24 protein-coding genes and 1 pseudogene are annotated in these 25871 nt (G+C 61.5%); 21 read left to right on the top strand and 4 right to left on the bottom strand.

Going from position 1 to position 25871, the window contains the following annotated elements; translation table 11 throughout:
- Positions 1-234: 234 nt before the first annotated feature.
- From ACQKP4_RS14615 to ACQKP4_RS14560, 12 genes and pseudogenes are all read left to right on the top strand, one after another.
- Positions 235-372: pseudogene (locus ACQKP4_RS14615) on the top strand (TolC family outer membrane protein); the annotation flags it as partial.
- 36 nt (positions 373-408) lie between these two features.
- Entirely contained in the window at positions 409-2565 is a 2157-nt protein-coding gene (locus ACQKP4_RS14610; RefSeq protein ID WP_427634181.1) for a type I secretion system permease/ATPase, read from the top strand.
- A complete protein-coding gene (locus ACQKP4_RS14605) occupies positions 2555-3922 on the top strand; it encodes an HlyD family type I secretion periplasmic adaptor subunit (protein WP_427634179.1) in 1368 nt (455 codons plus the stop codon). Before ACQKP4_RS14610 ends, ACQKP4_RS14605 begins: the two co-directional genes overlap by 11 nt.
- 301 nt (positions 3923-4223) lie before the next feature.
- A complete protein-coding gene (locus ACQKP4_RS14600) occupies positions 4224-5111 on the top strand; it encodes a TauD/TfdA dioxygenase family protein (RefSeq protein WP_427634177.1) in 888 nt (295 codons plus the stop codon).
- A 17-nt stretch (positions 5112-5128) separates the two neighbouring features.
- Complete coding sequence (locus tag ACQKP4_RS14595; RefSeq protein ID WP_427634175.1) at positions 5129-6154, top strand: ABC transporter substrate-binding protein; 1026 nt, start codon at positions 5129-5131, stop codon at positions 6152-6154.
- A 5-nt stretch (positions 6155-6159) separates the two neighbouring features.
- A complete protein-coding gene (locus ACQKP4_RS14590; RefSeq protein ID WP_427634173.1) occupies positions 6160-7020 on the top strand; it encodes an ABC transporter ATP-binding protein in 861 nt (286 codons plus the stop codon).
- A 20-nt stretch (positions 7021-7040) separates the two neighbouring features.
- A complete protein-coding gene (locus ACQKP4_RS14585; protein ID WP_427634172.1) occupies positions 7041-7907 on the top strand; it encodes an ABC transporter permease in 867 nt (288 codons plus the stop codon).
- A 202-nt stretch (positions 7908-8109) separates the two neighbouring features.
- Positions 8110-9030 carry a LysR family transcriptional regulator gene (locus tag ACQKP4_RS14580; protein ID WP_427634170.1) on the top strand — a complete coding sequence of 307 codons (921 nt, stop codon included), beginning with the start codon at positions 8110-8112 and terminating at the stop codon, positions 9028-9030.
- A gap of 241 nt (positions 9031-9271) precedes the next feature.
- A complete protein-coding gene (locus ACQKP4_RS14575) occupies positions 9272-10807 on the top strand; it encodes an MFS transporter (RefSeq protein WP_427634168.1) in 1536 nt (511 codons plus the stop codon).
- Positions 10808-10834: 27 nt separating this feature from the next.
- On the top strand, positions 10835-11899 hold the full coding sequence (locus tag ACQKP4_RS14570) for an HlyD family secretion protein (RefSeq protein WP_427634166.1): 1065 nt from the start codon (positions 10835-10837) through the stop codon (positions 11897-11899).
- On the top strand, positions 11896-13467 hold the full coding sequence (locus ACQKP4_RS14565; protein WP_427634165.1) for an efflux transporter outer membrane subunit: 1572 nt from the start codon (positions 11896-11898) through the stop codon (positions 13465-13467). Before ACQKP4_RS14570 ends, ACQKP4_RS14565 begins: the two co-directional genes overlap by 4 nt.
- 53 nt (positions 13468-13520) lie before the next feature.
- The gene (locus tag ACQKP4_RS14560; protein WP_427634203.1) at positions 13521-15065 is read left to right on the top strand and encodes a glycosyltransferase family 39 protein; all 1545 of its coding nucleotides are present in this window, start codon (positions 13521-13523) and stop codon (positions 15063-15065) included.
- On the opposite strand, the gene ACQKP4_RS14555 is transcribed toward ACQKP4_RS14560, so the two are convergent.
- Both ACQKP4_RS14555 and ACQKP4_RS14550 read right to left on the bottom strand, forming a co-directional pair.
- A complete protein-coding gene (locus ACQKP4_RS14555) occupies positions 15031-15789 on the bottom strand; it encodes a slipin family protein (RefSeq protein WP_427634164.1) in 759 nt (252 codons plus the stop codon). The genes ACQKP4_RS14560 and ACQKP4_RS14555 overlap by 35 nt on opposite strands.
- Positions 15790-15791: 2 nt before the next feature.
- Positions 15792-16325, bottom strand: a complete 534-nt coding sequence (locus ACQKP4_RS14550; RefSeq protein ID WP_427634162.1) for an NfeD family protein — start codon at positions 16323-16325, stop codon at positions 15792-15794.
- 198 nt (positions 16326-16523) lie between these two features.
- Between ACQKP4_RS14550 and ACQKP4_RS14545 the strand changes: the two genes are divergently transcribed.
- Positions 16524-16985, top strand: a complete 462-nt coding sequence (locus tag ACQKP4_RS14545; RefSeq protein ID WP_427634160.1) for an aminoacyl-tRNA deacylase — start codon at positions 16524-16526, stop codon at positions 16983-16985.
- Positions 16986-17040: 55 nt separating this feature from the next.
- The gene (locus tag ACQKP4_RS14540) at positions 17041-17286 is read left to right on the top strand and encodes a DUF2789 domain-containing protein (RefSeq protein WP_427634158.1); all 246 of its coding nucleotides are present in this window, start codon (positions 17041-17043) and stop codon (positions 17284-17286) included.
- A 5-nt stretch (positions 17287-17291) separates the two neighbouring features.
- On the opposite strand, the gene ACQKP4_RS14535 is transcribed toward ACQKP4_RS14540, so the two are convergent.
- Both ACQKP4_RS14535 and ACQKP4_RS14530 read right to left on the bottom strand, forming a co-directional pair.
- Positions 17292-17573 carry a type II toxin-antitoxin system RelE/ParE family toxin gene (locus tag ACQKP4_RS14535; protein WP_427634157.1) on the bottom strand — a complete coding sequence of 94 codons (282 nt, stop codon included), beginning with the start codon at positions 17571-17573 and terminating at the stop codon, positions 17292-17294.
- Positions 17570-17848, bottom strand: a complete 279-nt coding sequence (locus tag ACQKP4_RS14530; RefSeq protein WP_427634155.1) for an antitoxin of toxin-antitoxin stability system — start codon at positions 17846-17848, stop codon at positions 17570-17572. Before ACQKP4_RS14530 ends, ACQKP4_RS14535 begins: the two co-directional genes overlap by 4 nt.
- Positions 17849-18141: 293 nt before the next feature.
- On the opposite strand from ACQKP4_RS14530, the gene ACQKP4_RS14525 reads away from it, so the two are divergent.
- From ACQKP4_RS14525 to ACQKP4_RS14495, 7 genes are all read left to right on the top strand, one after another.
- A complete protein-coding gene (locus ACQKP4_RS14525) occupies positions 18142-18570 on the top strand; it encodes a MarR family winged helix-turn-helix transcriptional regulator (protein WP_427634154.1) in 429 nt (142 codons plus the stop codon).
- Positions 18567-20630 carry an FUSC family protein gene (locus ACQKP4_RS14520; protein ID WP_427634152.1) on the top strand — a complete coding sequence of 688 codons (2064 nt, stop codon included), beginning with the start codon at positions 18567-18569 and terminating at the stop codon, positions 20628-20630. The genes ACQKP4_RS14525 and ACQKP4_RS14520 overlap by 4 nt, the downstream gene beginning before the upstream one ends.
- Complete coding sequence (locus ACQKP4_RS14515) at positions 20627-20836, top strand: DUF1656 domain-containing protein (RefSeq protein WP_427634150.1); 210 nt, start codon at positions 20627-20629, stop codon at positions 20834-20836. Before ACQKP4_RS14520 ends, ACQKP4_RS14515 begins: the two co-directional genes overlap by 4 nt.
- Positions 20833-21726 (top strand): efflux RND transporter periplasmic adaptor subunit, encoded by an 894-nt coding sequence (locus ACQKP4_RS14510; RefSeq protein ID WP_427634148.1) that lies wholly within the window; start codon positions 20833-20835, stop codon positions 21724-21726. Before ACQKP4_RS14515 ends, ACQKP4_RS14510 begins: the two co-directional genes overlap by 4 nt.
- Positions 21723-23171, top strand: a complete 1449-nt coding sequence (locus ACQKP4_RS14505; protein ID WP_427634147.1) for an efflux transporter outer membrane subunit — start codon at positions 21723-21725, stop codon at positions 23169-23171. The genes ACQKP4_RS14510 and ACQKP4_RS14505 overlap by 4 nt, the downstream gene beginning before the upstream one ends.
- A 94-nt stretch (positions 23172-23265) precedes the next feature.
- Positions 23266-23901, top strand: a complete 636-nt coding sequence (locus ACQKP4_RS14500) for an NADH:ubiquinone oxidoreductase subunit N (RefSeq protein WP_427634145.1) — start codon at positions 23266-23268, stop codon at positions 23899-23901.
- Positions 23902-24187: 286 nt separating this feature from the next.
- On the top strand, positions 24188-25693 hold the full coding sequence (locus tag ACQKP4_RS14495; RefSeq protein WP_427634143.1) for a YdgA family protein: 1506 nt from the start codon (positions 24188-24190) through the stop codon (positions 25691-25693).
- The last annotated feature ends 178 nt before the right edge of the window (positions 25694-25871 follow it).

The following is a 25871-nucleotide window of genomic DNA, read 5'->3' as shown; positions in this document are numbered from 1 at the left end:
CAGGGCAAGCAGGTGGATGTGGCGTCCCTCGCTGGATGGGGCGCGGATTATCGGCTAAAGGCTGCAAAAACGGGACACCCTCGGGGTTCGATCTGCCGGGCGGTTATGCCGCAAATGCACCGAGACCGAGTGGGCTTTTTCTGAGTCGACAGCGTTCACGCGCGAAGCCCGAGCGGCAGGAGTCAAGTTTGCGGCGTCCAGTCAAACCCAACGTCAACGAGCCACCGTTAATAGTCACTTCAGTTATTTACTCAATACCGAATCAAGGCGACCATGGGCCCGTTGCTCAAGCGCCAGGGACTGGCCGCACCGATGGCATCCGTTGTGCAGTACGACGTGAAACCTCAGGTTCAACTCCCCGGGATGAATTGAGCGTCCCTTATTAATCGTTAGCCAAGAGTGTCGAGCGTGGAATCAGAAGTCAGTCGAGTTCAACTCATTCATGATCCACGCGCGCTGCACGACGATCCGTTACTGGACGGCCTGCTGGCGCTGTGCACGCTGCATCAAAAACCGGCCAGCGCCGCGATGTTGACGACCGGCCTGCCATTGCCCAAGCAACGCCTGAGCATCGAGCTGCTGCCCCGCGCCGCCGCTCGCGCCGGCCTGCAAGGGCGGGTGCTGGTGCGCAAACTCGAGCAGATCCCGGCGATTGCGATGCCGGCGATGTTGCTGCTCAAGGACGGTCGCAGTGCCGTCCTGCTGGGTTGGCTCGGTGAAGACCAGGCGCGCATCCTGACCAACGAAAGCGACGGCGGCGAAAGCATCGTCAGCCGCGAGCTGTTGGCCGACGACTACATTGGCAAAGTGTTTTTTGCGCAACCGCAGCACAAATTCGATGTCAACCACGGCACGCTGATCCCGCGCGCGCGCTCGTGGTTTCGCGACACCCTCAAGCGTTCGCGCTGGTTGTACGCCGACGCCATCGCCGCCAGTTTCCTGATCAACATCATCGCCATGGCCGCGCCACTGTTCGTAATGAACGTCTACGACCGCGTGGTGCCAAACCAGGCCGAATCGACTCTGTGGGTGCTGGCTATCGGCATCACTGGCGCCTACCTGTTCGACCTGATCCTGAAAAGCCTGCGCAGCCTGTGTCTGGACCTGGCCGGCAAGAAAACCGACCTGATCATCTCGGCCACGCTGTTCGAACGCATCGTCGGCATGGCCATGAAGTATCGCCCGGCCCGGGTCGGCAGCTTCGCCCAGAACATTCATGAGTTTCAGAGCCTGCGCGACTTCCTCGCCTCGCTGACCCTGACCAGCCTGATCGATCTGCCCTTTACCCTGCTGATTTTCATGGTCATCGCGATCCTCGGCGGGCACCTGGTGTGGATTCCGGTGCTGGCGTTCCCGATTGCGCTGCTGATCGGCTATGCGCTGCAAAAGCCGCTGGTGGCGACCATGGAACGGACCATGGCGCTGGGCGCCGAGCGTCAGTCGAGCCTGATCGAAACCCTGGCCGGCCTCGACGCGGTCAAGGTCAATAACGCCGAAAGCGAGCGCCAGTATCAGTGGGAGCAGACCATCGGCACCCTCAGTCGCCTGGAACTGCGCGTCAAAATGCTCTCCGGCCTGGCGATGAACATCACCTTGCTGATCCAGCAACTGGCCGGGGTGATCATGATCGTCTTCGGTGTGTACCAGATCATCGCCGGCAACCTGAGCATGGGCGGTCTGATTGCCTGCTACATGCTCAGCGGCCGCGCGCTGAGCCCGCTGGCGTCGCTGTCCGGTTTGCTGACCCGCTACCAGCAGGCCCGCGTCACCATGACCTCGGTCGATCAAATGATGGAGCTGCCGCAAGAGCGCAACTACGACGAACGCCCACTGAGCCGCAAGGTGTTGCAGGGCGCCATCGAGTGCCGGCAACTGAACTTCACCTACCCGACCCAGCAAAACCAGGCGCTGAAGAACATCAACCTGATAATCAAGCCCGGCGAGAAAATCGGCATCATCGGGCGCAGCGGTTCGGGCAAAAGCTCGCTGGCCAAGCTGCTGGTGGGGCTCTATCAGCCGGACGACGGTGCGCTGCTGGTCGATGGCGTCGACATTCGCCAGATCGACGTCAGCGAGTTGCGCCACAACATCGGCTACGTCGCGCAGGACATCCAGTTGCTGGCCGGCACCCTGCGCGACAACCTGGTGTCGGGCGCGCGGTACGTCGAAGACGAAATGGTCCTGCAAGCCGCCGAACTGGCGGGCGTGCACGAGTTTGCCCGGCTGCACCCGCAAGGTTATGAGCTGCAAGTCGGCGAGCGCGGGCAAAACCTCTCCGGCGGCCAGCGCCAAAACGTCGCCCTGGCCCGCGCGCTGTTGCTCAACCCGCCGATCCTGCTGCTCGACGAACCGACCAGCGCCATGGACAACACCGGCGAAGAACGCCTCAAGCAACGCCTCGCGGCAGTGATTGAAAACAAGACCATGGTGCTGGTGACGCACCGGGCATCGCTGCTGTCGCTGGTCGATCGCCTGATCGTCATCGACCGTGGACAAATTCTCGCCGATGGCCCGAAAGCCGCCGTGATGGAAGCGTTGAAAAAGGGGCAGATCAGTGTTGCTTGATTCCGGGATTAAAAATTCGATTCGCCGCTATTTCAAAGGCTCCGAGTCGCTGCACGGCCAGCCACTGCCGGAGGTCAACAAAGCCCTGATCGAAGACGCCCCGCGCGTGGTGCGGCTGACAATCTGGGCGATCATCGGCTTCTTCGTGTTCCTGATGCTCTGGGCAAACTTTGCGGTGATCGACGAAGTGACCAAGGGCGACGGCAAGGCGATTCCGTCATCGAAGATCCAGAAAATCCAGAACCTGGAGGGCGGCATCGTCACCGAGCTGTTCGTCAAGGAAGGGCAGATCGTTGAGGCCGGCGCACCGCTGATTCGTCTCGATGACACCCGGTTTGCTTCTAACGTTGGCGAAACCGAAGCCGATCGCCAGTCGATGCTGCTGCGTGTCGAGCGCTTGAGCGCGGAAGTCGACGACCGTCCGCTGAATTTCCCGGCTGACGTGCTCAAAGCCGTACCGCGTCAGGCGGCCAGCGAAGAGTCGCTGTACACCAGCCGCCGTCAGCAACTGCACGATGAAATCGGCGGGTTGCAGGAGCAGTTGATCCAGCGTCAGCAAGAGCTGCGCGAGTTCAGCTCCAAGCAATCGCAATACCGCAATGGCCTGGCGTTGCAACGTCAGGAAATCAACATGTCCGAGCCGCTGGTGGCGCAGGGCGCGGTGTCGCCGGTTGAAGTGCTGCGACTCAAAAGGGCCGAAGTCGAAACCCGTGGGCAACTGGACGCGACCACGCTGGCCATTCCGCGTGCCGAATCGGCGATCAAGGAAGTGCAACGCAAGATTGACGAAACCCGTGGCAAATTCCGCAGCGAAGCGCTGACCCAGCTCAACGAAGCCCGCACCGACCTGAACAAGGCCCAGGCCACCGGCAAAGCGCTGGAAGACCGGGTCAGCCGGACACTGGTGACATCGCCGGTGCGCGGCATCGTCAACAAGTTGCTGGTGAACACCATCGGCGGCGTGATCCAGCCGGGCAGCGACCTGGTGGAAATCGTGCCGCTGGACGACACCTTGCTGGTGGAAGCGAAGATTCGCCCGCAAGACATTGCATTCCTGCACCCAGGGCAAGAGGCGACGGTGAAATTCACCGCGTACGACTACACCATTTATGGCGGGCTCAAGGCGAAGCTGGAGCAGATCGGCGCCGACACCATCACCGATGAAGACAAGAAAACCACCTACTACATCATCAAGCTGCGCACCGATCGCAGCCACCTCGGCACGGACGACAAGCCGCTGCTGATCATTCCGGGGATGGTGGCGTCGGTGGACATCATCACCGGCAAGAAGACCGTGCTGAGCTATCTGCTCAAGCCGATAATCCGGGCGCGGGCCGAGGCATTGCACGAGCGGTAGTGCTCGCCGGGGCTGATGGCCTCTTCGCGAGCAAGCCCGCTCCCACAGGGGCTGTGTGCTCGACACAACTCCAATGTGGGAGCGGGCTTGCTCGCGAAGGCGGCCTCAAAAGCACTGCAACTCAAAAGCCATATCGTTATTCACTAACGGTATTTAAATTTCAATTCTTATGACTATAAAGTCACTCTCCTGCGTACCCGCTGACCAATCGGCGCGCCGCACGAAACGAACGAACACGGGACCTCCGTGAGTTTCTGATCGACGGGCGCCCTCGAGCGCGCCGTGTGTGGGAGTGATTTTCATGTCAGCTGTCTCTGCATCTCAAAGCCTCGCGCCTCAAACCTTTGAAGTTCGCCCGTTCAGCGGCGCCGTCGGTGCCGAAATCATCGGCCTGGACCTGTCTCGTCCGATCAATGATCAAGACTTCAGCCGCATCCACCGCGCGCACCTTGATCATCACGTCGTGGTGTTCCGCGACCAGCGCATCACCCCCGAACAACAAATCGCCTTCAGCCGCCGCTTCGGCGTGTTGCAGATCCACGTGCTCAAGCAATTCCTGCTGGCCGGGCATCCGGAAATCCTCATCGTTTCCAACATCATCGAAAACGGCCAATCCATCGGCCTCGGTGACGCCGGCAAGTTCTGGCATTCCGACCTGTCCTATAAAGAGCTGCCGAGCCTGGGCTCGATGCTGCACGCCCAGGAGTTGCCGTCCGAGGGCGGCGACACGTTGTTCGCCGACATGCACAAAGCTTGGGACAACCTGCCCGACGCCTTGCGCAAGGCCGTTGAAGGCCGCTGCGCCGCGCATTCGTACACCGCGCGCTACAGCGAAACCAAATTCGAAGGCAACTGGCGCCCGACGCTGACGCCCGAGCAACTGGCGCAGGTCGCCGAAGTGGTTCACCCGATCGTGCGCACGCACCCGGAAAACGGCCGCAAGGCGTTGTTCGTCAGCGAAGGCTTCACCACGCGCATCGTCGGCTTGCCCGAAGACGAGAGCAAGCAACTGCTCGACGAGCTCTACGCCCACAGCGTGCTGCCGCAAAACATCTACCGCCATCAGTGGCAGCCCCACGACCTGGTGTTCTGGGACAACCGCTCGCTGATCCACCTTGCCGCCGGCTGCCCAAGCCATCTGCGCCGCAAGCTGTATCGCACCACCATTCAGGGCGACGCGCCTTTCTGATTTGTCGGAGAACCACCATGTCCAAACGTCTTCCATTTGCACCGCTGGCGGCGGCCATCGGGCTGGGTTTCAGCTTGATCGCCGGCAGCCTGGTGGCGCCGACCGTGGCGCACGCCGAAGGTGAAATCCGCATCGCCGAGCAGTTCGGCATTGTGTATCTGTTGCTCAACGTGGTGCGCGATCAGAACCTGATCGAGAAGTACGGCAAACAGGAAGGCCTCGACATCAAAGTCGACTGGACGCAGCTGTCCGGCGGCGCGGCGGTCAACGACGCATTGCTCTCCGGTTCCATCGATATCGCCGGCGCGGGCGTCGGGCCGCTGCTGACCATCTGGGACCGCACGCACGGCAAGCAGAACGTCAAAGCCGTGGCCTCCCTCGGCAACTTTCCGTACTACCTGGTGAGCAACAATCCCAAGGTCAAGACCATCGCCGACTTCACCGACAAGGACCGCATCGCGGTGCCGGCGGTGGGCGTGTCGGTGCAGTCGCGCTTCCTGCAATACGCGGCCGCCAAGCAGTGGGGCGACAAGGAATTCAATCGCCTCGACAAGTACACCATCGCCCTGCCGCACCCGGACGCGACCGCCGCGCTGATTGCCGGTGGCACCGAACTGACCGGGCATTTCTCCAACCCGCCGTTCCAGGAGCAGGCGCTGCAAAACCCCAACGTGCACGTGGTGCTGAACACTTATGACCTGCTCGGCCCGAACTCGCCGACGGTGCTGTTCGCCACCGAAAAATTCCGCGACGAAAACCCGAAAACCTACAAGGCCTTCGTCGACGCGCTGACCGAAGCGGCGCAGTTTGCGCAGAACGATAAAGGCGCTGCCGCCGATACCTACATTCGCGTCACCAAAGCGAAAATCGACCGCGCCGAGTTGCTGAAAATCATCGACAACCCGCAGTTCGAATTCAGCGTCACGCCAAAAAACACCTACCCGCTGGCGGAATTCCTCTACCGCGTCGGCGCGATCAAAAACAAACCGGAATCGTGGAAGGACTACTTCTTCCAGGACGCCACGCCGCTGCAAGGGAGCTGACCGACATGAATGCCCCCTTGCAAGGCCACACGGCCAGCAAACCAAGCGAGACTGCCCAGGCGCTGCTCTCGGTCGACAACGTCAGCCTCGAATACCGCACGCCGCAGCGAGTAGTGCGGGCCACCCATCAAGTCAGCTTTGAAATCGATCCGGCGGACCGTTTCGTCTTGCTCGGCCCGTCCGGTTGCGGCAAATCGACGTTGCTCAAGGCCGTCGCCGGGTTCATCCAGCCCGTCGAAGGCGAGATTCGCCTGCAAGGGCAAACGGTTGATGCGCCAGGGCCGGACCGGATCGTGGTGTTCCAGGAATTCGATCAACTGCCGCCGTGGAAAACCGTCAAACAGAACGTGATGTTTCCGCTGCTGGCATCGAAAACCCTCAAGCGCAAAGAGGCTGAAGAGCGCGCGCTGCACTATCTGGACAAGGTCGGGCTGGCGGCGTTTGCCGATGCGTACCCGCACACGTTGTCTGGCGGGATGAAGGCGCGGGTGGCGATTGCCCGGGCGCTGGCGATGCAGCCGAAAATCCTCTTGATGGACGAACCCTTCGCCGCCCTCGACGCCCTGACCCGACGCAAGATGCAGGAAGAATTGCTGCTGCTGTGGGAGGAGGTGCGCTTCACGCTGCTGTTCGTCACCCACTCCATTGAAGAGGCGCTGGTGGTCGGCAATCGCATCCTGCTGCTGTCGCCGCATCCAGGGCGTGTGCGGGCGGAAGTCCACAGCCACCAATACGATTTGCACAGCCTCGGCGGTGTGGCGTTCCAGGAGTCGGCGCGGCGGATTCACCGGTTGTTGTTCGATGAAGGGCAGTCGCCCGAAACCGAGCGCGAGCTGGATTTCGCCGACATTCGCATCGCTTATTGAGCCATTGAGAGGAGAGCCCGATGAGCCAGTTATCATCCGCCCGTGAAGAATTCGAAACCGTCCTGCAACCGTTGACCAGCGTGCCGCTGGAGCGGGAATTACCCTTGGGTCAGCGCCTGTGGCAACAGGCCTGGCTGCGTAAAAGCCTGATCCTGATTCTGCTGGCGGTGCTGTGGGAGGTGGTCGCCCGAATTCAAAACAACGACCTGCTGCTGCCGAGTTTTTTCCAGACCAGCATCGCTCTGTATGACGGTCTGCTCAGCGGCGAATTGCTCGGCAAGGTGTGGATTTCGCTGGTGGTGCTGCTCAAGGGCTATTTGATCGGCATTGTGCTGGCGTTTGCCCTGACCACCCTGGCGGTCTCGACGCAGTTCGGTCGCGATCTGTTGAGCACCTTGACCTCGATGTTCAACCCGCTGCCGGCCATTGCGCTTTTGCCGCTGGCGCTGCTGTGGTTTGGCCTGGGTCAGAACAGCCTGATTTTCGTGCTGGTGCATTCGGTGCTGTGGGCGCTGGCGCTCAATACCTACGCCGGGTTTCTCGGGGTCTCGGAAACCCTGCGCATGGCCGGGCGCAATTACGGCTTGAAGGGCATGCGCTTTGTGCTGTTCATCCTGATCCCGGCGGCGCTGCCGTCGATTCTCGCCGGCCTGAAAATCGGCTGGGCGTTTGCCTGGCGCACCTTGATCGCAGCGGAGTTGGTGTTTGGCGCGACCAGCGGCAAGGGCGGACTGGGCTGGTACATCTTCCAGAACCGCAATGAGCTGTACACCGATAAAGTGTTCGCCGGGTTGGCGGTGGTGATTTTGATCGGGTTGCTGGTGGAGAACCTGGTGTTTGACACGCTGGAGCGGGTCACCGTGAAGCGTTGGGGGATGCAGCGGTAAGTGCTGTGGTGTTTCGGCTGGCCTCTTCGCGAGCAAGCCCGCTCCCACAGGGTTTCGGGTGGTGCACAAATCTTCATTCACTGAAGATCCCCTGTGGGAGCGGGCTTGCTCGCGAAGGGGCCGCAACAGCCACCCCATCACCTGAGGAAATGTTTGCTAGCATTGCGTCTGACTCAACCCCCATCAGACACGAGTGCACACTATGCAGCTCCCGGACATGAACCTGTTGGTCGCCCTCGACGCCTTGCTCGACGAGGGCAGTGTGGTCGGTGCCGCGCGGCGGATGCATCTGAGCCCGGCGGCGATGAGCCGGACGTTGACGCGGATTCGCGAGGCCATCGGCGATCCGATCTTGGTTCGCGCGGGCCGTGGACTGGTCCCGACCCCTAAGGCACTGGCGCTGCGCGAACAGGTGCGCGATGTGGTGGAGCAGGCGGCGTTGCTGTTTCGCTCGGCCGACGCGGTAGACCTCGGTTCGCTGCGCCGCCGCTTCAGCATCCGCGCCAATGACTTTTTTGTCGGCGTTTACGGCGGCAAGCTGTTCGACTCGATGGAGCGCCAGGCCCCGCACTGTGAGTTGCGCTTTGTGCCGGAGGGTGATGGCGATGACGAAGCGCTGCGTGAAGGGCGCATCGATTTAAGCGTCAGCAACAATCGACCTTCAATGCCTGAAGTGAAGGTGCAGAACCTGTTCTCCACGCATTTCGTCGGTCTGGTCCGCGAGGATCATCCGCTGTTCGAGCAGGAGATTACCGCTGAACGTTACGCCGGTTTTTCCCATATCAGCATGTCCCGTCGGGGTATCGCGCGCGGCCCCATCGACACGGCGCTCAATGCGCTAGGTCTGGAGCGTCGCGTCGCGGTGATTGCGCCGAGTTTCCACGCCGCGATGTTTGCGCTGCCCGATTCCAACCTGATTTTGCCGGTGCCCAAGGAAACGCTGCTGAGCGTGCGACGCCTGGGGCTGAAGCTGCGCTCGTTTACGCTGCCGATCCCGTTGCCGACGCTGATGCTGACGCAAGCCTGGCACCCGCGTTACGACAACGACCCGGCCCACCGCTGGCTGCGTGAAACGCTCAAGGCGTGTTGCGACGAAACCTGGCAGGCCGCACAACCCACCTGACCCCGCCGCCCCCCCCAACCCCCTGTGGGAGCGGGCTTGCTCGCGAAGGCGGACTGACATTCACCACATGCGTTGCCTGACACACCGCCTTCGCCAGCAAGCCCGCTCCCACAAGGTGGTGCGTGTCCAAATGGTTTGCATTGCTGCGTCTGGCGCACTTATAAGCTGCCAATAAGTTGATTTTCGTCAGCCATCATCCTTCTTAAACTGCTTCGGAATCTAAACCCCGGAGCAAGCAGTAATGACTTCCCTCACGGTCACGGCGCCGCTCGCCGTGCTCAGCCCAGCCGCCGTCACGCCACCGGTCTTCGGCCCACGGATCATCATCGGTCTGGTGGGCGTGTTGCTCGCCGTGCTGGTGTCGGGCCTCAACGAGATGGTGACCAAAGTCGCGCTCGCCGACATTCGCGGCGCGTTCGCCATCGGCTACGACGAAGGCACCTGGCTGGTCGCCAGTTACGCCGCGACGTCGGTGGCGGCCGCGGCGTTCGCGCCGTGGTGCTCGGTGACGTTTTCCCTGCGGCGCTTCACGCTGTACGCCATCAGCCTGTTCACCCTGCTCGGCGTGCTGTGCCCGTTCGCCCCGACTTACGAAAGCTTGCTGGTGATGCGTACGCTGCAAGGCCTCGCCGGCGGCGCGTTGCCGCCGATGCTGATGACCGTCGCCCTGCGTTTCCTGCCCGCCAACGTCAAACTCTACGGCCTGGCCGGTTACGCGCTGACCGCCACGTTCGGCCCGGGGCTTGGCACGCCATTGGCCGGGTTGTGGACGGAGTACGTCGGCTGGCAGTGGACCTTCTGGCAAATCATCGGCCCGTGCCTGATTGCCCTGGTGGCCGTGGCCTACGGTTTGCCCCAGGACCCGGTGCGCCTGGAGCGCTTCAAGCAATTCAATTGGCGCGGGCTGCTGCTGGGGTTCCCGGCGATCTGCATGTTGGTGATCGGCATCCTGCAGGGCAATCGGCTGGACTGGTTCGAGTCCGACCTGATCTGCGGATTGCTCGGCGGCGGGCTGCTGTTGCTGGTGCTGTTTTTGATCAACGAATGGTCGCAGCCGATTCCGTTTTTCAAGATGCAGATGCTCGGCATCCGCAATCTATCGTTCGCGTTGCTGACTCTCGCCGGGGTGCTGGTGATCTTGCTGGCGGTGATCATCATTCCATCGAGTTATCTGGCGCAGGTGCAGGGCTATCGTCCCGTGCAAACCGCGCCGATCACGTTGCTCGCGGCGTTGCCGCAGTTGATCGCGCTGCCGTTGGTGGCCGCGTTGTGCAACTTGCGTTGGGTCGATTGCCGCTGGGTGCTGGGCATTGGCCTGGGCCTGTTGGCGCTGTCCTGCCTCGGCGGTTCGCAACTGACCTCGGCGTGGATTCGCGACGATTTCTACGGCTTTCAACTGCTGCAAATCTTCGGGCAACCGATGGCGGTGTTGCCGCTGTTGATGCTGGCGACCGGCAGCATTTCGCCGATGGAAGGCCCGTTCGCCTCGGCCTGGTTCAACACGGTGAAAGGCCTGTCAGCGGTGATCGCCACCGGGGTGATCGAGGCGTTGACCACGGCGCGCCTGCATTTCCACTCGACGATGCTGGTGGACAGCCTGGGTAACTCGCCGCTGGCCGACAGCGACAGCGCGGGTCTCGCCCATCGCCTGCATGAGCAGGCGGTGGTGCTGACTGCCTCGGATCTTTATCTGTGCATGGCCGGCATCGCCCTGACGCTGATCCTGCTTATTTTCTGGCTGCCGACGCGGATGTTTCCACCGCGCGCGCCTACTTGAACGCTTGACTGAAACTGAAGGTTTTTTATGACGACTCAAATTAAGCAAAAAGTGGCTGTCGGTGTCGCCGTGGTGGTAGCGGTCGGCGTGCTGATTGTCTTGCTGGTGCCCGGCCTTTTCGGCAAGCGCACGCAGCAGAAAACCAACGATGCTTTTGTCTCGGCGGACTTCACCCTGGTGGTGCCGCGTGTCGCGGGGTTCATCAAGGACGTCCTGGTGGAAGACAACCAGCAGGTCAAGGCCGGGCAACTGCTGGCGTTGATTGACGACCGTGACCTGCGCGCCGCCGCTCAGGCGGCCGACGCCGAAACCCTGGTGGCCAAGGCCCAGTTGCAAAACGCCCGGGCGACCCTGGAGCGTCAGACGTCGGTGATCGCTCAGGCGCAAGCCACGGTGGTGTCGGCCAAGGCTGAAACGGCGTTCGCCGAACATGAGCTGAACCGCTACGACCATCTCGCCGGGGTCGGCGCCGGCACCGTGCAAAACGCGCAGCAAGCACGCACGCGCATCGATCAGGCCACCGCAAAACTGGCGAACGCCACGGCGGTATTGGCGGCGGAGCGCAAGCAAGTGGACATTCTCACCGCCCAGCGTGACGCGGCTGAAGGTGGATTGAAGCGAGCACAAGCGGCGCTGGAAATCGCCAGCTACGAGTTGTCGTACACGCGCATTGTCGCGCCGCAGGACGGGATGGTTGGCGAGCGCGCGGTTCGCGTCGGCGCTTACGTGACACCGGGCAGCAAGATACTCGCGGTGGTGCCGCTGGCCAACGCTTACGTGGTCGCCAATTTTCAGGAAACCCAACTGACCGACGTGCAACCGGGGCAGCGCGTGCAAGTACGCGTCGACAGCCTCGGCGGCCAGGCGTTGTACGGCCGCGTCGAGAGCATCGCGCCAGCCACCGGTGTGACGTTTGCCTCGGTGAAACCGGACAACGCCACTGGCAACTTCACCAAGGTGGTGCAGCGGATTCCGGTGAAGATCGTGCTGGAGCCGGGTCAGGCATTGGCCGAGCGGTTGCGTGTGGGGATGTCGGTGGAGGCGAGTATCGATACCACTGGTGGCGACAAGCATGAGGTGGCTCAGCGATGAAAAGTTTTGTCGACCGGGCTGGCGCCTTCGCGAGCAAGCCCGCTCCCACAGTGGCTGGGTGTGATGAACAGAGTTTTTATCCACATGGTGTTCCCCTGTGGGAGCGGGCTTGCTCGCGAAGAGGCCGCTGGCCTCAACTCACCTTTTGTTCATTGCTGGTGTTGAGCCTCACCGCCTGCACCGTCGGCCCGGACTTCCAGAAACCCCAGGCCGAACAAGTCGCCGAATGGTCGAAACCGGTAAAACCCGCCGCCAGCCAAGCGATCACCGCCGAAATGAACGAGCGCTGGTGGGAAGTGTTCAACGACCCGAAGCTCTCGGCCCTGACCCAGCGCGCCCTTACCGACAACCTCGACCTCAAGCTCGCCAGCAGCCGCCTGCAACAAAGCCGCGCCTCGCGCCAGGTCATTACCGCCGACCGTTATCCTCACACCGCCGCCACCGGCAGCTATGGGCGTGAACGCAACAGCGGCGCAGGCCTGAGCGATCCGTCCGGGAAAAACGGCGACTCCGCGTTCAACCTGTGGGATGCCGGTTTCTCCGCCTCCTGGGAGCTGGATTTCTGGGGCCGCGTGCGCCGCGAAACCGAAGCCGCCGACGCGACCCTTGAAGTCGCCGAAAACGACCGTCGCGGCGTGCTGGTTTCAGTGCAGGCCGAAACCGCGCAGGACTACATTCAACTGCGCGGCGTGCAAAGCACTCGGGCGGTCACCGAGCAAAACCTCGACGTCGCGCGCCACAGCCTGAAGCTGTCGCAGTTGCGCCTGGCTGACGGGGTCGCCACCGACCTGGACGTGGCGGAAGCTGCCGCTCAGGTCGCCGCAATCGAGTCGCGCCTGCCGGCGCTGGAGCAGCGTCAATCGCAACTGATCAACGCCTTGAGCCTGTTGATGGGCGAACCGCCGCAAGCGCTGTTCGCCGAGTTATCCACCGACGCGCCGGTACCCCAAACCCCGCGTCAGGTCGCCATCGGCCTGCCGTCGCAACTGGCTGAGCGCCGCCCGGACATCCGTCAGGCCGAAGCCCGTCTGCACGCCGCTACCGCCAACATCGGCGTGGCCAAAGGTGATTTCTATCCGCGCATTACGCTGTCGGGCAACCTCGGCTCGCAAGCCATGCAACTGAGCGATTTCGGCTCGTGGGGCTCGCGTTCGTTCGGCATCGGCCCGCAATTCAGCTTGCCGCTATTCGACGGTGGTCGCCTTCGCGGTGTGTTGAATTTGCGCGAAGCGCAGCAGCAGGAAGCCGCCATCGGTTATCAGCAGACCGTGTTGCGCGCCTGGCATGAAATCGACGATCAACTGACGGCCTACAACGCCAGTCAATTGCGCCGCGACAGCCTCGCCGAAGCCGTACGCCAGAACCAGATCGCCTTGCGCACCGCGCAGCAGCAATACGTGGAAGGCGTGGTGGACTTCGTCAACGTGCTGACTGTGCAAGGCGCTTTGTTGGCGACGCAGGAGCAACTGGTCGAGAGTTCGACCGGGGTGTCCTTGGCGATGGTTGGTTTGTACAAGGCGCTCGGCGGCGGATGGGAGTCGGTGTATCCGCTGGCGGCGCAGCGCTGACTGAGCCGTCGACGTCGCGGCACCCGTTGGCCTACAGTTAGCACACTACTCAAATCCCGCAGGTGAAGAGGTTGGTGATAAAGGCACAGCGCTGGATCGGCAAATACGGCTGGCTGTTGATACTGGGGCTGGCCGCTCTGACCCGGTTTTATGACCTGACCGCTTCCTCGATCTGGGGCGACGAAGGCTCCAGTCTGCTGTTGAGCCAGTACTCCCTCGCCGACATCTGGCTGCATGCCGGCCGCGATGTGCACCCGCCGCTGTACTTCATGCTGCTGCACGGCTGGATCGAGTGGTTCGGCGACGGTCTGCTGTCTATTCGCCTGCTCAGTGCATTACCCGGCATCGCTGCCGTCGGGCTCGGCATGTGGCTGGTGCGTTTGCTGGCCAATCAGCGTGCTGCCTGGATAGCCGGCGTGTTGCTGGCGCTGCTGCCGACCGCCGTGCGCTACAGCCAGGAAGTACGGATGTATTCGCTGCTGGGCCTGTGGTTGCTGGGCGCGACGATCGCGCTGGTCTATTGGGTCCGGCAACCGCAACGGCTGCGTTATCTGGCGGTGTACGCGCTGTTGATGAGCGCGGCGTTCTATACCCACTATTTCACCGCGTTATGCGTGCTGTGCCATTGGCTGTACCTGTTGCTGCTGCGCCTGCAACCCGGCTCGTCAATGCGCCAGATCAACCATCGCGCCTGGTGGTTGGCCAATGCCGGCATCGTGGTGTTGTTTCTGCCCTGGTTGCCCAGCCTGCTCGGGCTGATTCAACACATGGATCAATTGAAAGCCAATGGCGATGTGGGCTGGGAGCCCGCCGTGACGCTCGGCTCAGTGCCGGAGATGACCTGGAATTTCATGGTGCAGGACGACGGCGGCACAGTGCCTGGGCCGTTGTTCGTGGCGTTGCCGCTGGGCTTGCTGGCGCTGATGATCGTGGCGTTGCTGCGCGACCGCAGCGCGTGTCGTGGCGCGGCGTTGCTGTCGATCTACACCGTGGTGCCGCTGGTGTTGTTGTTTGCGGTGTCGTTCATTTCCCCGGTGTTCATCGAGCGCTATCTCACCGCGTACGCCTTGGGCCTGCCGCTGGTGGTGGCGCTGGCCGTCGACCGCCTCTATGACACTTCCAGGGCGTTGGCCTTGAGCGTGTTGCTGCTGTTCGCCGGAGTCGAGGTGGTCGGCCTGAAAATCAACGCCACGGTGGATGCCAACGACCAGATCAGCGTGACCGTCGATTACGTGAACCAGCATTTCGTGGCGGGTGACCGGATCATCACCAGCGACTTGCTCTGGTACTTGAGTTACGTCTATTACAACCGCACCGGATCGCCGCCGTTGCTGTACACGCCGCCGCGACCTGACGGTAGCAGCAGCCGGCCCAATGCCTATGGTTTCGGCACGTTGGTGACGCCGGACATTTACGTCGACCACCTGACGGATTTACCGCCGGGCACCGGGCGCTTCTGGCTGATCGACACGGCGGACCAGCCCGATGAATTCGCACCGCTCCCGCAGGCGTGGCGGGCGGTCGCGGAAAAAACCGCCGGCAATGTCAAAGCGCGTCTGGTGCTCACGGCTTCGCCGACAGATCCGCCATCCCCTTGAGCAATTCGATCGGCAGCGGAAAGACGATCGTCGAACTTTTATCCCCGGCAATCGAACTGAGCGTCTGCATGTAGCGCAACTGCATGGCGCCCGGTTGACGCCCGAGCATCTCGGCGGCTTGCATGAGTTTTTCCGAGGCCTGCAACTCACCTTCGGCGTGAATCACCTTGGCCCGACGTTCACGCTCGGCTTCGGCCTGTTTGGCGATGGCGCGAACCATCGACTCGTTGAGGTCGACGTGCTTGATTTCGACGTTGGCGACTTTGATGCCCCAGGCATCGGTCTGTGCGTCGAGCACTTGCTGGATGTCGATGTTCAGCCGTTCGCGTTCGGCCAGCAGTTCATCGAGTTCATGTTTGCCGAGCACCGCGCGCAAGGTGGTTTGCGCCAATTGGCTGGTGGCCATGAGGAAATCTTCGACTTGAATGATTGCCTTCTGCGGGTCGAGCACGCGGAAATACAACACCGCGTTGACCTTGACCGAGACGTTGTCGCGGGTGATCACGTCTTGTGGCGGCACGTCGAGGACGATGGTGCGCAGATCGACGCGGACCATTTGCTGGACCACCGGAATCAGCAAGATCAGGCCGGGGCCTTTGACCTGCCAGAAGCGCCCGAGCTGGAACACCACCCCGCGTTCGTATTCGCGCAGGATGCGAAAGGTCGATCCCGCCAGCGCAATCACCAACAGCAGCAGTGCGGCAAAACCCAGTTGCAGGCCCATGGTTATTCTCCAACCGGCGCCGCGTCAGCCGCGGCTACTTGCAGCAGTAAACCTTTGCGCGCCACCACACGCACGTGTTGGCCGGGGTGCAGCGGTGTCGTGCTCACAACCTGCCAGCGCTCCCCTTGCAGGTGCACCCAGCCGTTGCAGGCATTGCCAGGCAGCAGCGACATCACCGGCGTCACGCTGCCTAGCAACCCGGCATCGCCACTGACGGTGTGTCGTGGACGGGTTTTCAGGGCGCGGATCACCAGGAAAATCAGCAACAGCGCGCTGATCGTTCCGAGGCCGATCATCAACGGCACCGGCACCTCAGTGTTGGTCAAAATCACCGCGCCGATCACGAACATCACAATCCCGCCGAGCCCGATCACGCCGTAATTGGGCAGTGCCGCCTCGGCGATCAAGAACGCGATGCCGAACGTGATCAGCCAGATCCCGGCGGGATTGGGGCCGGGCAGGACAACGGAGTCCACTGCGAAAACTGATCCGCTCATGAGCAACAGCAGCGCAACGGCACAACAACGGGTGTTCACGTGATCCTCCGCAAGCGTCCTTGATGGCGCTGTGTACAGTCTAGTTGAGCTTGCGGGTGTATGAATTTTGATCAATTGGCGCTGCGGTTCCGGCGGGCAGATTTCCCGCGCGCAATGCGCCAGCGGGCCTAGACTTTCAAGGGAGCGAAGAGGTTTAACCACGTCCGCCGCACGTCAGCGCGGACACCGAGGTGCATCATGCGTATGGCGAGAACCGTGCAGAGCAGCCTGGACAAGGCGCACTGCGAATATGACATCGTCACCCACCCTCACTCGGCCAGCAGCCTTGAAACGGCGCGGGTCGCGGGCATTCCTGCCGAACGGGTGGCCAAATCGGTGATCCTCGACGACCACCACGGTCATTACCTGATGGCCGTGCTGCCGGCGAGCCGTCACCTGGACCTGAGCAAAGTGCGCGGCAGCGGCGAATGGCAAATCACCCGGGAAAGCACCCTGGCGCAGCTGTTCAATGATTGCGAACGCGGCGCGGTGCCGGCATTGGGCGAATCCTATGGGCTGGACATGGTCATCGACCCGTTGCTGACCCGGCAGAAAGACATCTACCTGGAGGCCGGCAACCACCACAATCTGCTGCACATGAGCATGCCCGAGTTTCTGAAAATGGTGCCGCATGCCGAGGTGTGTGAGTTGAGTCATTAGTTCTGCGACTACTCGACTTGCTCGCGAATAATCTTTCAGCCAACCAGGAGCCACCATGGAATCCCCAACCCACAGCCTGCCGTCGCTGTTCAAACAACTGGGCCTTGATCACGACCCGGTCAGCATCGACCAATTCATCGCCACTCACTCACCGCTCAAGCCTGAGCTGCACTTGGCGGACGCGTTTTTCTGGTCCGAGAGCCAGGCGGCATTTTTGCGTGACGAGATTCTGGATGACGCGGATTGGGCGGAGGTGGTGGATCAGTTGAATGTGCTGCTGAGGAAGGGGCGGGGGGTGTAAAGAAGTCAGCTTTCCAGAGGCCATTGTCGTGACGTGTGAACCAGCGCGAGTACCCAGATCGCATCTCTTTCCAGCTGATAAACCAGACGATAACTTTGATGAGGAATCAGTTCGCGAGTACCTGCAGTGATACCGATAGGACCGATTTCAGGGAATTGGGAAATGCGGGATATCGCTTCGCTGAATCTGTTGTCCATGTCCAGGGCGGCTTTCGGGTTGACGGTATGCAGGTAATCCCAGATGTCTGCACGATCCTGTGCTGCTGCGGGCGTCCAGATTATTTTCATCCTTGCTGAATTACCTGCGCACGCCTGGCAGCAAATTGTGCTTCGACTTCATCATTTGATAGTCCATCGCCAGCGCCCACAGAAATACGTGCGTGGTCGACTTTGCGTTGTAAGAACGCTTCGTACTCTCGCGCTTCCCTCTGCTTTTGAACGAATTGACGCATCATGTCCCGAACTATTTGGGAAGCAGGGCGATGAGACGCTTCGGCTTCGGCCATGAACTGCTCGCGCAATTCCGGTTCAAGTTTCATCGTAAAGACAGCTTGTTTTGACATGGTCTTCATCCTCGGCTGACGTGATGAAGAAGTATATACGTCGTCAGTACAAACTATTGACTCGACAGATGTCGACGCGACGCGCGGTGCTCGCTCACGCAGGCACGCATCACCGGACCTATAGGCTTGAATCCTGACAAGCGTGAGCCAGCGTTGCCTTAAATCGTAACTCGATGCTGCCCGAATCGAATTGTTTCAAAACTTGACCAACTTTCCCCTCGAATGCCATATTGATAGTTAGCAAACTAACAGTGTGTCTGTCCTTCGTGCCTAAAAACCTCGATCTTCTCCAGATGAACATCAGCAGCGCCATGGTGGTGGCCGCCCGGCATTGGCGGAAGATCTGCCAGACGACGCTGGTCAATTATGGGATTTCCGAAGCCTGCGCCGTGCCGTTGTTGATGATCGGGCGCCTGGGCGAGGGTGTGCGGCAGGTGACGGTGGCGCAGGCGGCGGGGATGGAGAGCCCGTCGTTGGTGCGTCTGCTCGATCAGCTCTGTCATTCCGGCTACGTTCGCCGGACTGAAGATCCCCATGACCGCCGCGCCAAATGCCTGAGCCTGACCGACACCGGTCGCGAGTTGGTGCAAGCGGTCGAGATCGAGTTGGTGCGCCTGCGCAATGAAGTGCTTGAAGGGATCGACCGGAGTGATCTGGAAGCCACGCTGCGTGTTCTCAGAGCGTTTGAAGCGGCCAACGCCCCTTCGGTGGTGAACCCTTGAGCGGATTTTTCGCGGGTGTTCCCCCTGCTCGGGACTGGTTCTACGGGGTGCGCACGTTTGCGGCGTCGATGATCGCGTTGTACATCGCCATGCTCATGCAAATGCCTCGACCTTATTGGGCGATGGCCACGGTGTACATCGTCTCCAGCCCGTTTGTCGGCCCCACCAGTTCCAAGGCGTTGTACCGCGCGGTAGGCACGTTTCTCGGTGCGGCGGCGGCGGTTTTTTTCGTGCCGATGTTTGTGCAGAGCCCGTATGTGCTGGTGGTGATCGTCGCGTTATGGACCGGGACGTTGCTGTTCCTGTCCTTGCACCTGCGCACCGCCAACAGTTACGCCTTGATGCTGGCCGGTTACACCCTGCCGTTGATTGCTTTGCCAGTGTTGGATAACCCGTTGGCGGTGTGGGACATCGCGGAAGCGCGCACGGAGGAAATCTTCCTCGGCATCGCCGTGGCGGCGGTGGTTGGCGCCATGTTCTGGCCTCGGCGGCTGGCGCCGGTATTCAACGATGCGGTGAATAAATGGTTCGCCGACGCCTCGACCTACAGCCTGCGCTTTCTCACGCGCAACGTGCAGCCGGAAGAAGTCAGCACCCTGCGGTCGACGATGGTCGCGACGTTCAATGGCCTGGAACTGATGATCGGCCAGTTGCCCCACGAAGGCTCGCGGCCGCAAACGGTGCGCAACACCAAGGAATTGCGCGGGCGGATGATCCACTTGCTGCCGGTGATCGATGCCCTCGACGACGCGCTGTATGCCCTCGAACGCCGCACCCCCGAGCTTGTGGATAAGTTCGCGCCACTGCTGGCCGCGACCACCGAATGGCTGGCGCATAAAGAGGCTGATCTTGAGCGCTGGCAAACGTTGAAAGCTCAGCTCGAAGCCCTGCAGCCAAGTGCCGAAGCGCTGGATGATCGCAGGCAGTTGCTGTTTTCCAACGCCCTGTATCGCCTCGGCGAGTGGATCGATTTGTGGCAAGACTGTCGCAGCCTGCAAGCCGCGATTCAGTGCGAAAGCCAGGACAACTGGCGCGCGGTGTATCGGCACTGGCGCCTCGGTCGGCTGACACCGTTTCTCGACCGTGGGCTGATGCTCTATTCGGCGGCGTCCACCGTCCTCGCGATCATTGTCGCCTCGGTGCTGTGGATTTTGCTCGGCTGGACCGATGGCGGCGGGGCGGTGATTCTGGCGGCGGTGGCGTGCAGCTTCTTCGCCTCGATGGATGACCCGGCGCCGCAGATTTTCCGGTTCTTTTTCTGGACGGCGATGTCGGTGCTGTTCGCCAGTCTGTATCTGTTTCTGGTGCTGCCCAACCTGCATGACTTTCCGATGCTGGTGCTGGCGTTTGCCGTGCCGTTTATTTGCATCGGCACGCTGACGGTCAAGCCGCAGTTTTACCTCGGGATGCTGCTGACGCTGGTGAACACCTCGTCGTTTATCAGCATTCAGGGCGCCTACGACGCCGATTTCCTCAGCTTCGCCAACTCCAACCTGGCAGGACCGATCGGCTTGTTGTTTGCCTTCGTCTGGACCCTGATCGCCCGCCCGTTCGGTGCGGAACTGGCGGCCAAGCGCCTGACCCGTTTCAGCTGGCGCGACATCGTCAGCCTCACCGAACCGGCAACGCTGGCCGAGCACCGGCAGTTGGGCGTGCAGATGCTTGATCGCCTGATGCAGCATTTGCCGCGTCTGGCCATCACCGGGCAAGACACCGGCATCGCCTTGCGCGAAGTGCGGGTCGCGCTGAATCTGCTCGACCTGCTCGCTTACACGCCGCGCGTCGTCGGTTTGCCGCGAACGTTGCTGCATCAAGTGGTGGCCGAGGTTGGCGAGTATTTCAAGGCCTGCCTCAAGGCCGGTGAACGTCTGCCGGCGCCGAGCCCGCTGTTGATGACCATGGACCGCGCGCGCCGCGCGCTGAACCGCGAGTGCGACGACGGCGCGCGTCTACATTTGCTGCACGCCTTGAGCGGTCTGCGCCTGGCCTTGCTGCCCGGCGTTGAATTTGTCGGCACCGCTGACCTCGAAGAACCGTTGCCCAATGGAGCGCCTTTATGATCGGTGATCTGGACGTCAGCGGGGTGTTCCTGCCCACGCTGCTGGTGCTGATGGGCATTACCTATGGGATTTACCTGTTGGTGCACGGGGTGCTGACGCGCCTGCACTTTTACCGTCTGGTCTGGCACCGGGCATTGTTTAACGTGGCTCTCTACGCCTTGCTGCTCGGCGCCGTGGACTCACTCAGTCGATACCTGATGACATGAAAAAACCTTTTTTGACCCTCGGTCGCGTGGTCCTGACGCTGCTGATCGTGACCTTCGCCGTGGTCGTGGTCTGGCGCATGGTGATGTATTACATGTTCGCGCCCTGGACCCGTGACGGGCACATCCGTGCCGACATCGTGCAGATCGCGCCGGACGTGTCCGGGCTGATCCAGCAAGTGGACGTGCGCGACAACCAACTGGTAAAACGCGGCCAGGTGCTGTTCAGCATCGATCAGGACCGTTTCAAACTGGCCCTGCGCCAAGCCAAGGCGGCGGTCGCGGATCGTCAGGAAACCCTGGCGCAGGCCCAACGTGAGGCCAAGCGCAACCGTGGCCTGGGCAATCTGGTGCCGGGCGAGCAACTGGAGGAGAGCCAATCCAAAGTGGCCCGCGCCGAAGTGGCGTTGATGGAAGCACAAGTGGCGGTGGACAGCGCGCAGCTCAACCTCGACCGCTCGACCATCCGCAGCCCGGTCGATGGCTACATCAACGACCGGGCGCCGCGCGCGCAGGAGTTCGTCACCGCTGGGCGCCCGGTGTTGGCGGTGGTGGACAGCAATTCCTTCCACATCGATGGCTATTTCGAAGAGACCAAACTGGACGGCATTCACATCGGTCAGTCGGTCGATATCCGCGTGATCGGCGACCGTGCGCGCCTGCGTGGCCATGTCGAAAGCATCGTCGCCGGCATCGAAGACCGCGACCGCAGCAGCGGCAGCAACCTGTTGCCTAACGTCAATCCAGCGTTCAGCTGGGTGCGGCTGGCGCAGCGGATTCCAGTGCGGATCGCCTTCGACGACGTGCCGGAAGATTTCCGCATGATTGCCGGGCGCACCGCCACGGTCTCGATCATCGACGACAAAGACACCACCGAGGAGCCGGCGAAATGAGCAAAGCCTCGGCTTTGGCGGTGGCCGGGTTAGGCCTGCTGCTGTCGGCGTGTCAGGTGGTCGGGCCGGATTATCACTTGCCCGAAGAGGCCGCCGTTCACCGTGACGATTTTCAGGGCAACCTGGCGGCGAACGACAAAGACGTCGTCTCGGCGCCGGTGCCCGGCGATTGGTGGCGACTGTATCAAGACCCGCGTCTGGACCAGTTGGTGCAGCAAGCCATGGCTTCCAACACCGATTTGCGCGTGGCGGCGGCGAGCCTGTCCCGTGCTCGCGCGCAGGTCGATGAGGCGCAAGCCGCTGGCGGCTGGAGTGGCGGCGTGAAGCTCGGCGCCCAACGTTTGCAGGAATCCGGCGAAGCGTTCTTGCTGACGGAGAAAGTGCCGGTGGCCAACGTCGGCGACGTCGGCATTACCACCTCCTATCAATTCGACCTGTTTGGCACCTTGCAACGCGGCATCGAAGCGGCAAAAGCCAATGCCGACGCCACTCAAGCCGCCGCCGACACCGCGCGCATTACCCTGGTGGCCGATGTGGTCCGGGCTTACACCCAAGTCTGCGCGGCCAACGAAGAGCGGGAAATCGCCCAGCACTCCCTCGACCTGCAAGCCCAAGGCACCACGCTGATCCAGCGCTTGCGCGACGCCGGGCGTGGCGATGAAACCCAGGTCACCCGTTCGCAAACCCAATTCAAATCGTTGCGCGCCGACATGCCGCGCTATGAAGCGGCGCGTCAGGCCGGGTTGTTCCGCTTGTCGATGCTGCTGGCCAGACCGGTCGAACAGTTGCCTGCCGGCACCGCGACCTGCGCCGAGCTGCCGAAGATCGCGCAATTGTTGCCGGTCGGTGACGGTGCGACGCTGCTCAAACGCCGGCCGGACGTGCGTCAGGCCGAGCGCCGGTTAGCCGCCGCCACCGCTGGCATCGGCATCGCCACCGGCGAGTTGTACCCCGACATCAGCATTGGCGCGACCGTCGGCACCGTCGGCCTGCTGGAAAACCTCGGGCAACCGGCGACCAATCGCTGGGGCTTCGGCCCGTTGCTGAGCTGGACCGTGCCGTCCAACGGCTCTCGCGCCCGCATCCGCGAAGCCGAGGCGACGACCCAGGGCGCGCTGGCGCATTTCGATGGCGTGGTGCTCAACGCCATCCGCGAGACCCAGACCGGCCTCGCCCAATACTCCGCGCTGCTGCAACGCCGCGATGCATTGGCCGACGCCGAACAATCGGCGCAACTGGCGGCCGACCAGACACACCGCTTCTTCACCGCCGGTCGCGCCTCGTTTCTCGCCGACCTGCAAGCCACCCGCACCTACACCGACGTACGGGCGCAACTGGCCTCTGCCAACACCCAGGTTGCGATGAGCCAGATCGATTTGTTCCTCGCACTGGGCGGCGGCTGGGAAAGCGGACGAACGCAAGCCAAGAACGCCAGCAAACCCTGAGGCCGTTGCTATGCTTTGATCTGTTGGGCTGACGCGCCACGAGCCACGCCAGTCCACTGATCAAGGCTCGCGTTGGTCATGGGGATTAAAAATAATGAAAAACCCTTATGCTCCCGGCTTCTGGTGCGCCATCTCGGCATTGGTGTTGCTGTCGGCCACTTATTTCTACGGCATCATGCTGGCGCATCAAATCGACAAGGCGCTGGTGTTCCTCGACAGCGCGTCCGCGCTGATTGCCGTCATGGCAATCGTGGTGGTGGCCTGGGCTTCCGTTCAGGGCCAGCGCATCAAAAAAAGACAATTCGAACAAGGTAAGACCCGCGTACTGATCTGGGACACCAAGGTCGCGCTGCGCCGGGTCGAAACCGTGTTCGACCGGTATTTCTGGGGCAGCTACTGGCAACCGGGGCGCACGTTCCAGGAAGTCATGGGCGAACTCACCGGCACCCCGCTGGAAAAAAGCCTCGAGACCCTTAAAAAACAATGCCTGGAGCTGGACAAACAGGTCTCCGATGAGGACTGGCACTGGCTCAACAATGCCCGTGAACTCTCCGACGTCGCGTGCGCCATGGCGCGCGAACGCTATCAACTGGACTTCTGCGATCCGCGTGCGGAGGTGACGGGCGGGGCGGTGATCAATCGCGATTTCGAGGTGCTGGTGTACACGTGGACAGCGCGGCTGAAAAGTTTCGATCATCAACTGGATGAGATGGACGTGCAGTATTCCTGATCTGCGTTTGCAGGACTGTCGCCATCGCGAGCGAGCTCGCTCCCACATGGGTTATGTGTCGATCACAAGACCCGGTGCGCGCGAGCCTGCTGGCGATGGCGATTTTCGTGAACGCCGAAACTCTCAACCCCCGCCAGCGGTCCATAGACACTCTTTAACCTTTAATCATTGGGCCGCCCGGTGCGCCCGGTGCTAATCTCCATCGCACTTTCAGCGAAGTCGTGCCCGTAACCCGTCATGGGTCAGGGAAGACACACTCAAACAACGGACATTGATCGGGTCATTCATGAATAAATCAGCAGGCGTGCTTCTTGGAATCGTCGTTGCCATCGGTGCAATCAGCGCCGGTGGTGCCTGGTACACCGGCACCAAAATCGAAGGCGTGTTGAACACCTCGATCGCCGACGCCAACAAAGAACTGCAAGCCGCGCTGGTCGGCTCCAACGGCACCGCGTCGCTGGAACTGGTGTCGCTGGAACGTCATGTGTTCAGCAGCACCGCGCACTATCGCCTCAAGGGCGAAGGCGAAATGTTTGGCGAAACCCCGGTCGAATTGCTGTTCGTCGACCACATCGAACACGGCCCGCTGCCGTTCTCGCGCCTGATGTCGCTGAAATTGCTGCCAGTCATGGCCACCAGTCACTACGAACTGGAAAGAACGCCTCTCACCGAGAAGTGGTTCGCCGCCGCCAAAGACAAATCGCCGCTGACCGGCGTGGTCAACATCGGCTACGACAACTCCACCAACGGCACGCTCGAATTGCTGCCGCTGGACGTGGCGCTGGACGACAAGTCCAACCTGAAATTTTCCGGCCTGAACCTCGATGTTGCCGCCAGCGCCCAGGCGCAGAAAGTCAAAGCCGACGGCTATATGGACAGTCTGGTGTTAACCACGGTGGCTGAAGACCAGACACCGGTGAAGGTCGAGCTAAATGGCCTGACCATGGCCAGCAACCTGGTCAAAAGCACCTATGGCTACTACACCGGCGACAACACCCTTGAGCTGACCAGCAGCAAAACCACCTTCGGCGCCAAGCAATCGGTGCTGGGCGTCAACAAATTCGAAATGAAGAACCAGACCGAAGAAACCGGCACCAGCGCCTCCGGGCGTGCCGATTACAAGGTCGGCGAGCTGTCCTTTAACGGCAAGACCATCGGCGCCGCGCAGCTGGCCATGAGCCTGAAGAACCTCGACATTCCGGCGACCATGTCGCTGATGCAGATTTACCAGACCAAACTGCAGCCCTACGAGAAAGCCGCCGCCGAAGCGACGGCTGCCGGTCAGCCTGCACCGGAGCTGGTGCTGACCCCGGCCGAAGAAGCCCAGGTCAAGACCGGCCTGGAAAAACTCCTGGCCGCCGGCCCGCAAGTGGCGCTGGAGAACCTCTCGCTCAACACTGCCAACGGTGAAAGTACCGCTAACCTGGTGCTCGACCTGACCAAACCGCAAAACATGGACCTGCCGCCCGATCAACTGGTCAAGCAACTGATCGCGCTGCTGGATTTCAATCTGAAAGTGTCCAAGCCGATGTTGGTGGACGTGTTCACCGTGCAATCGCAGATCGACGGTCAGACCGATGCCAAACTCATTGCCGACCAGGCGACGGCAACAGCGGACATGTTCGGCGCAATGGCAGTGGGCACCCAGTTCGCCAAGGCTGACGGCAACAACATCGTCACCAAGCTGCACTACGCCAACAATCAGGTGGAATTCAATGGCCAGAAAATGACCGTGGAAGAGTTTGTCAGCTTCGTGATGAGCAAAATCGTTGGCGAGGCGCCGACCGAGTAACACCGCCCGCTTCAACGCAAACGCCCGGCCTCTGTGACTTGCGCAGGTCGGGCGTTTTGCTGTCCGGTGTTTTCTCAAGCCAGGGCTAATCAATCACCCCCTGTGATCGCTTTGTAGTGGTTGCAGCGATATTTTGAAATGCGGAAAGCTCCTACATACGTTATAGAGCCGTCCGACA

The organism is Pseudomonas sp. NPDC086278 (assembly GCF_050280905.1).
Classification (GTDB): Bacteria; Pseudomonadota; Gammaproteobacteria; order Pseudomonadales; family Pseudomonadaceae; genus Aquipseudomonas.
The sequence above is the reverse complement of the archived record's forward strand: the minus strand, read 5'-3'. Positions and strand labels throughout refer to the sequence as shown.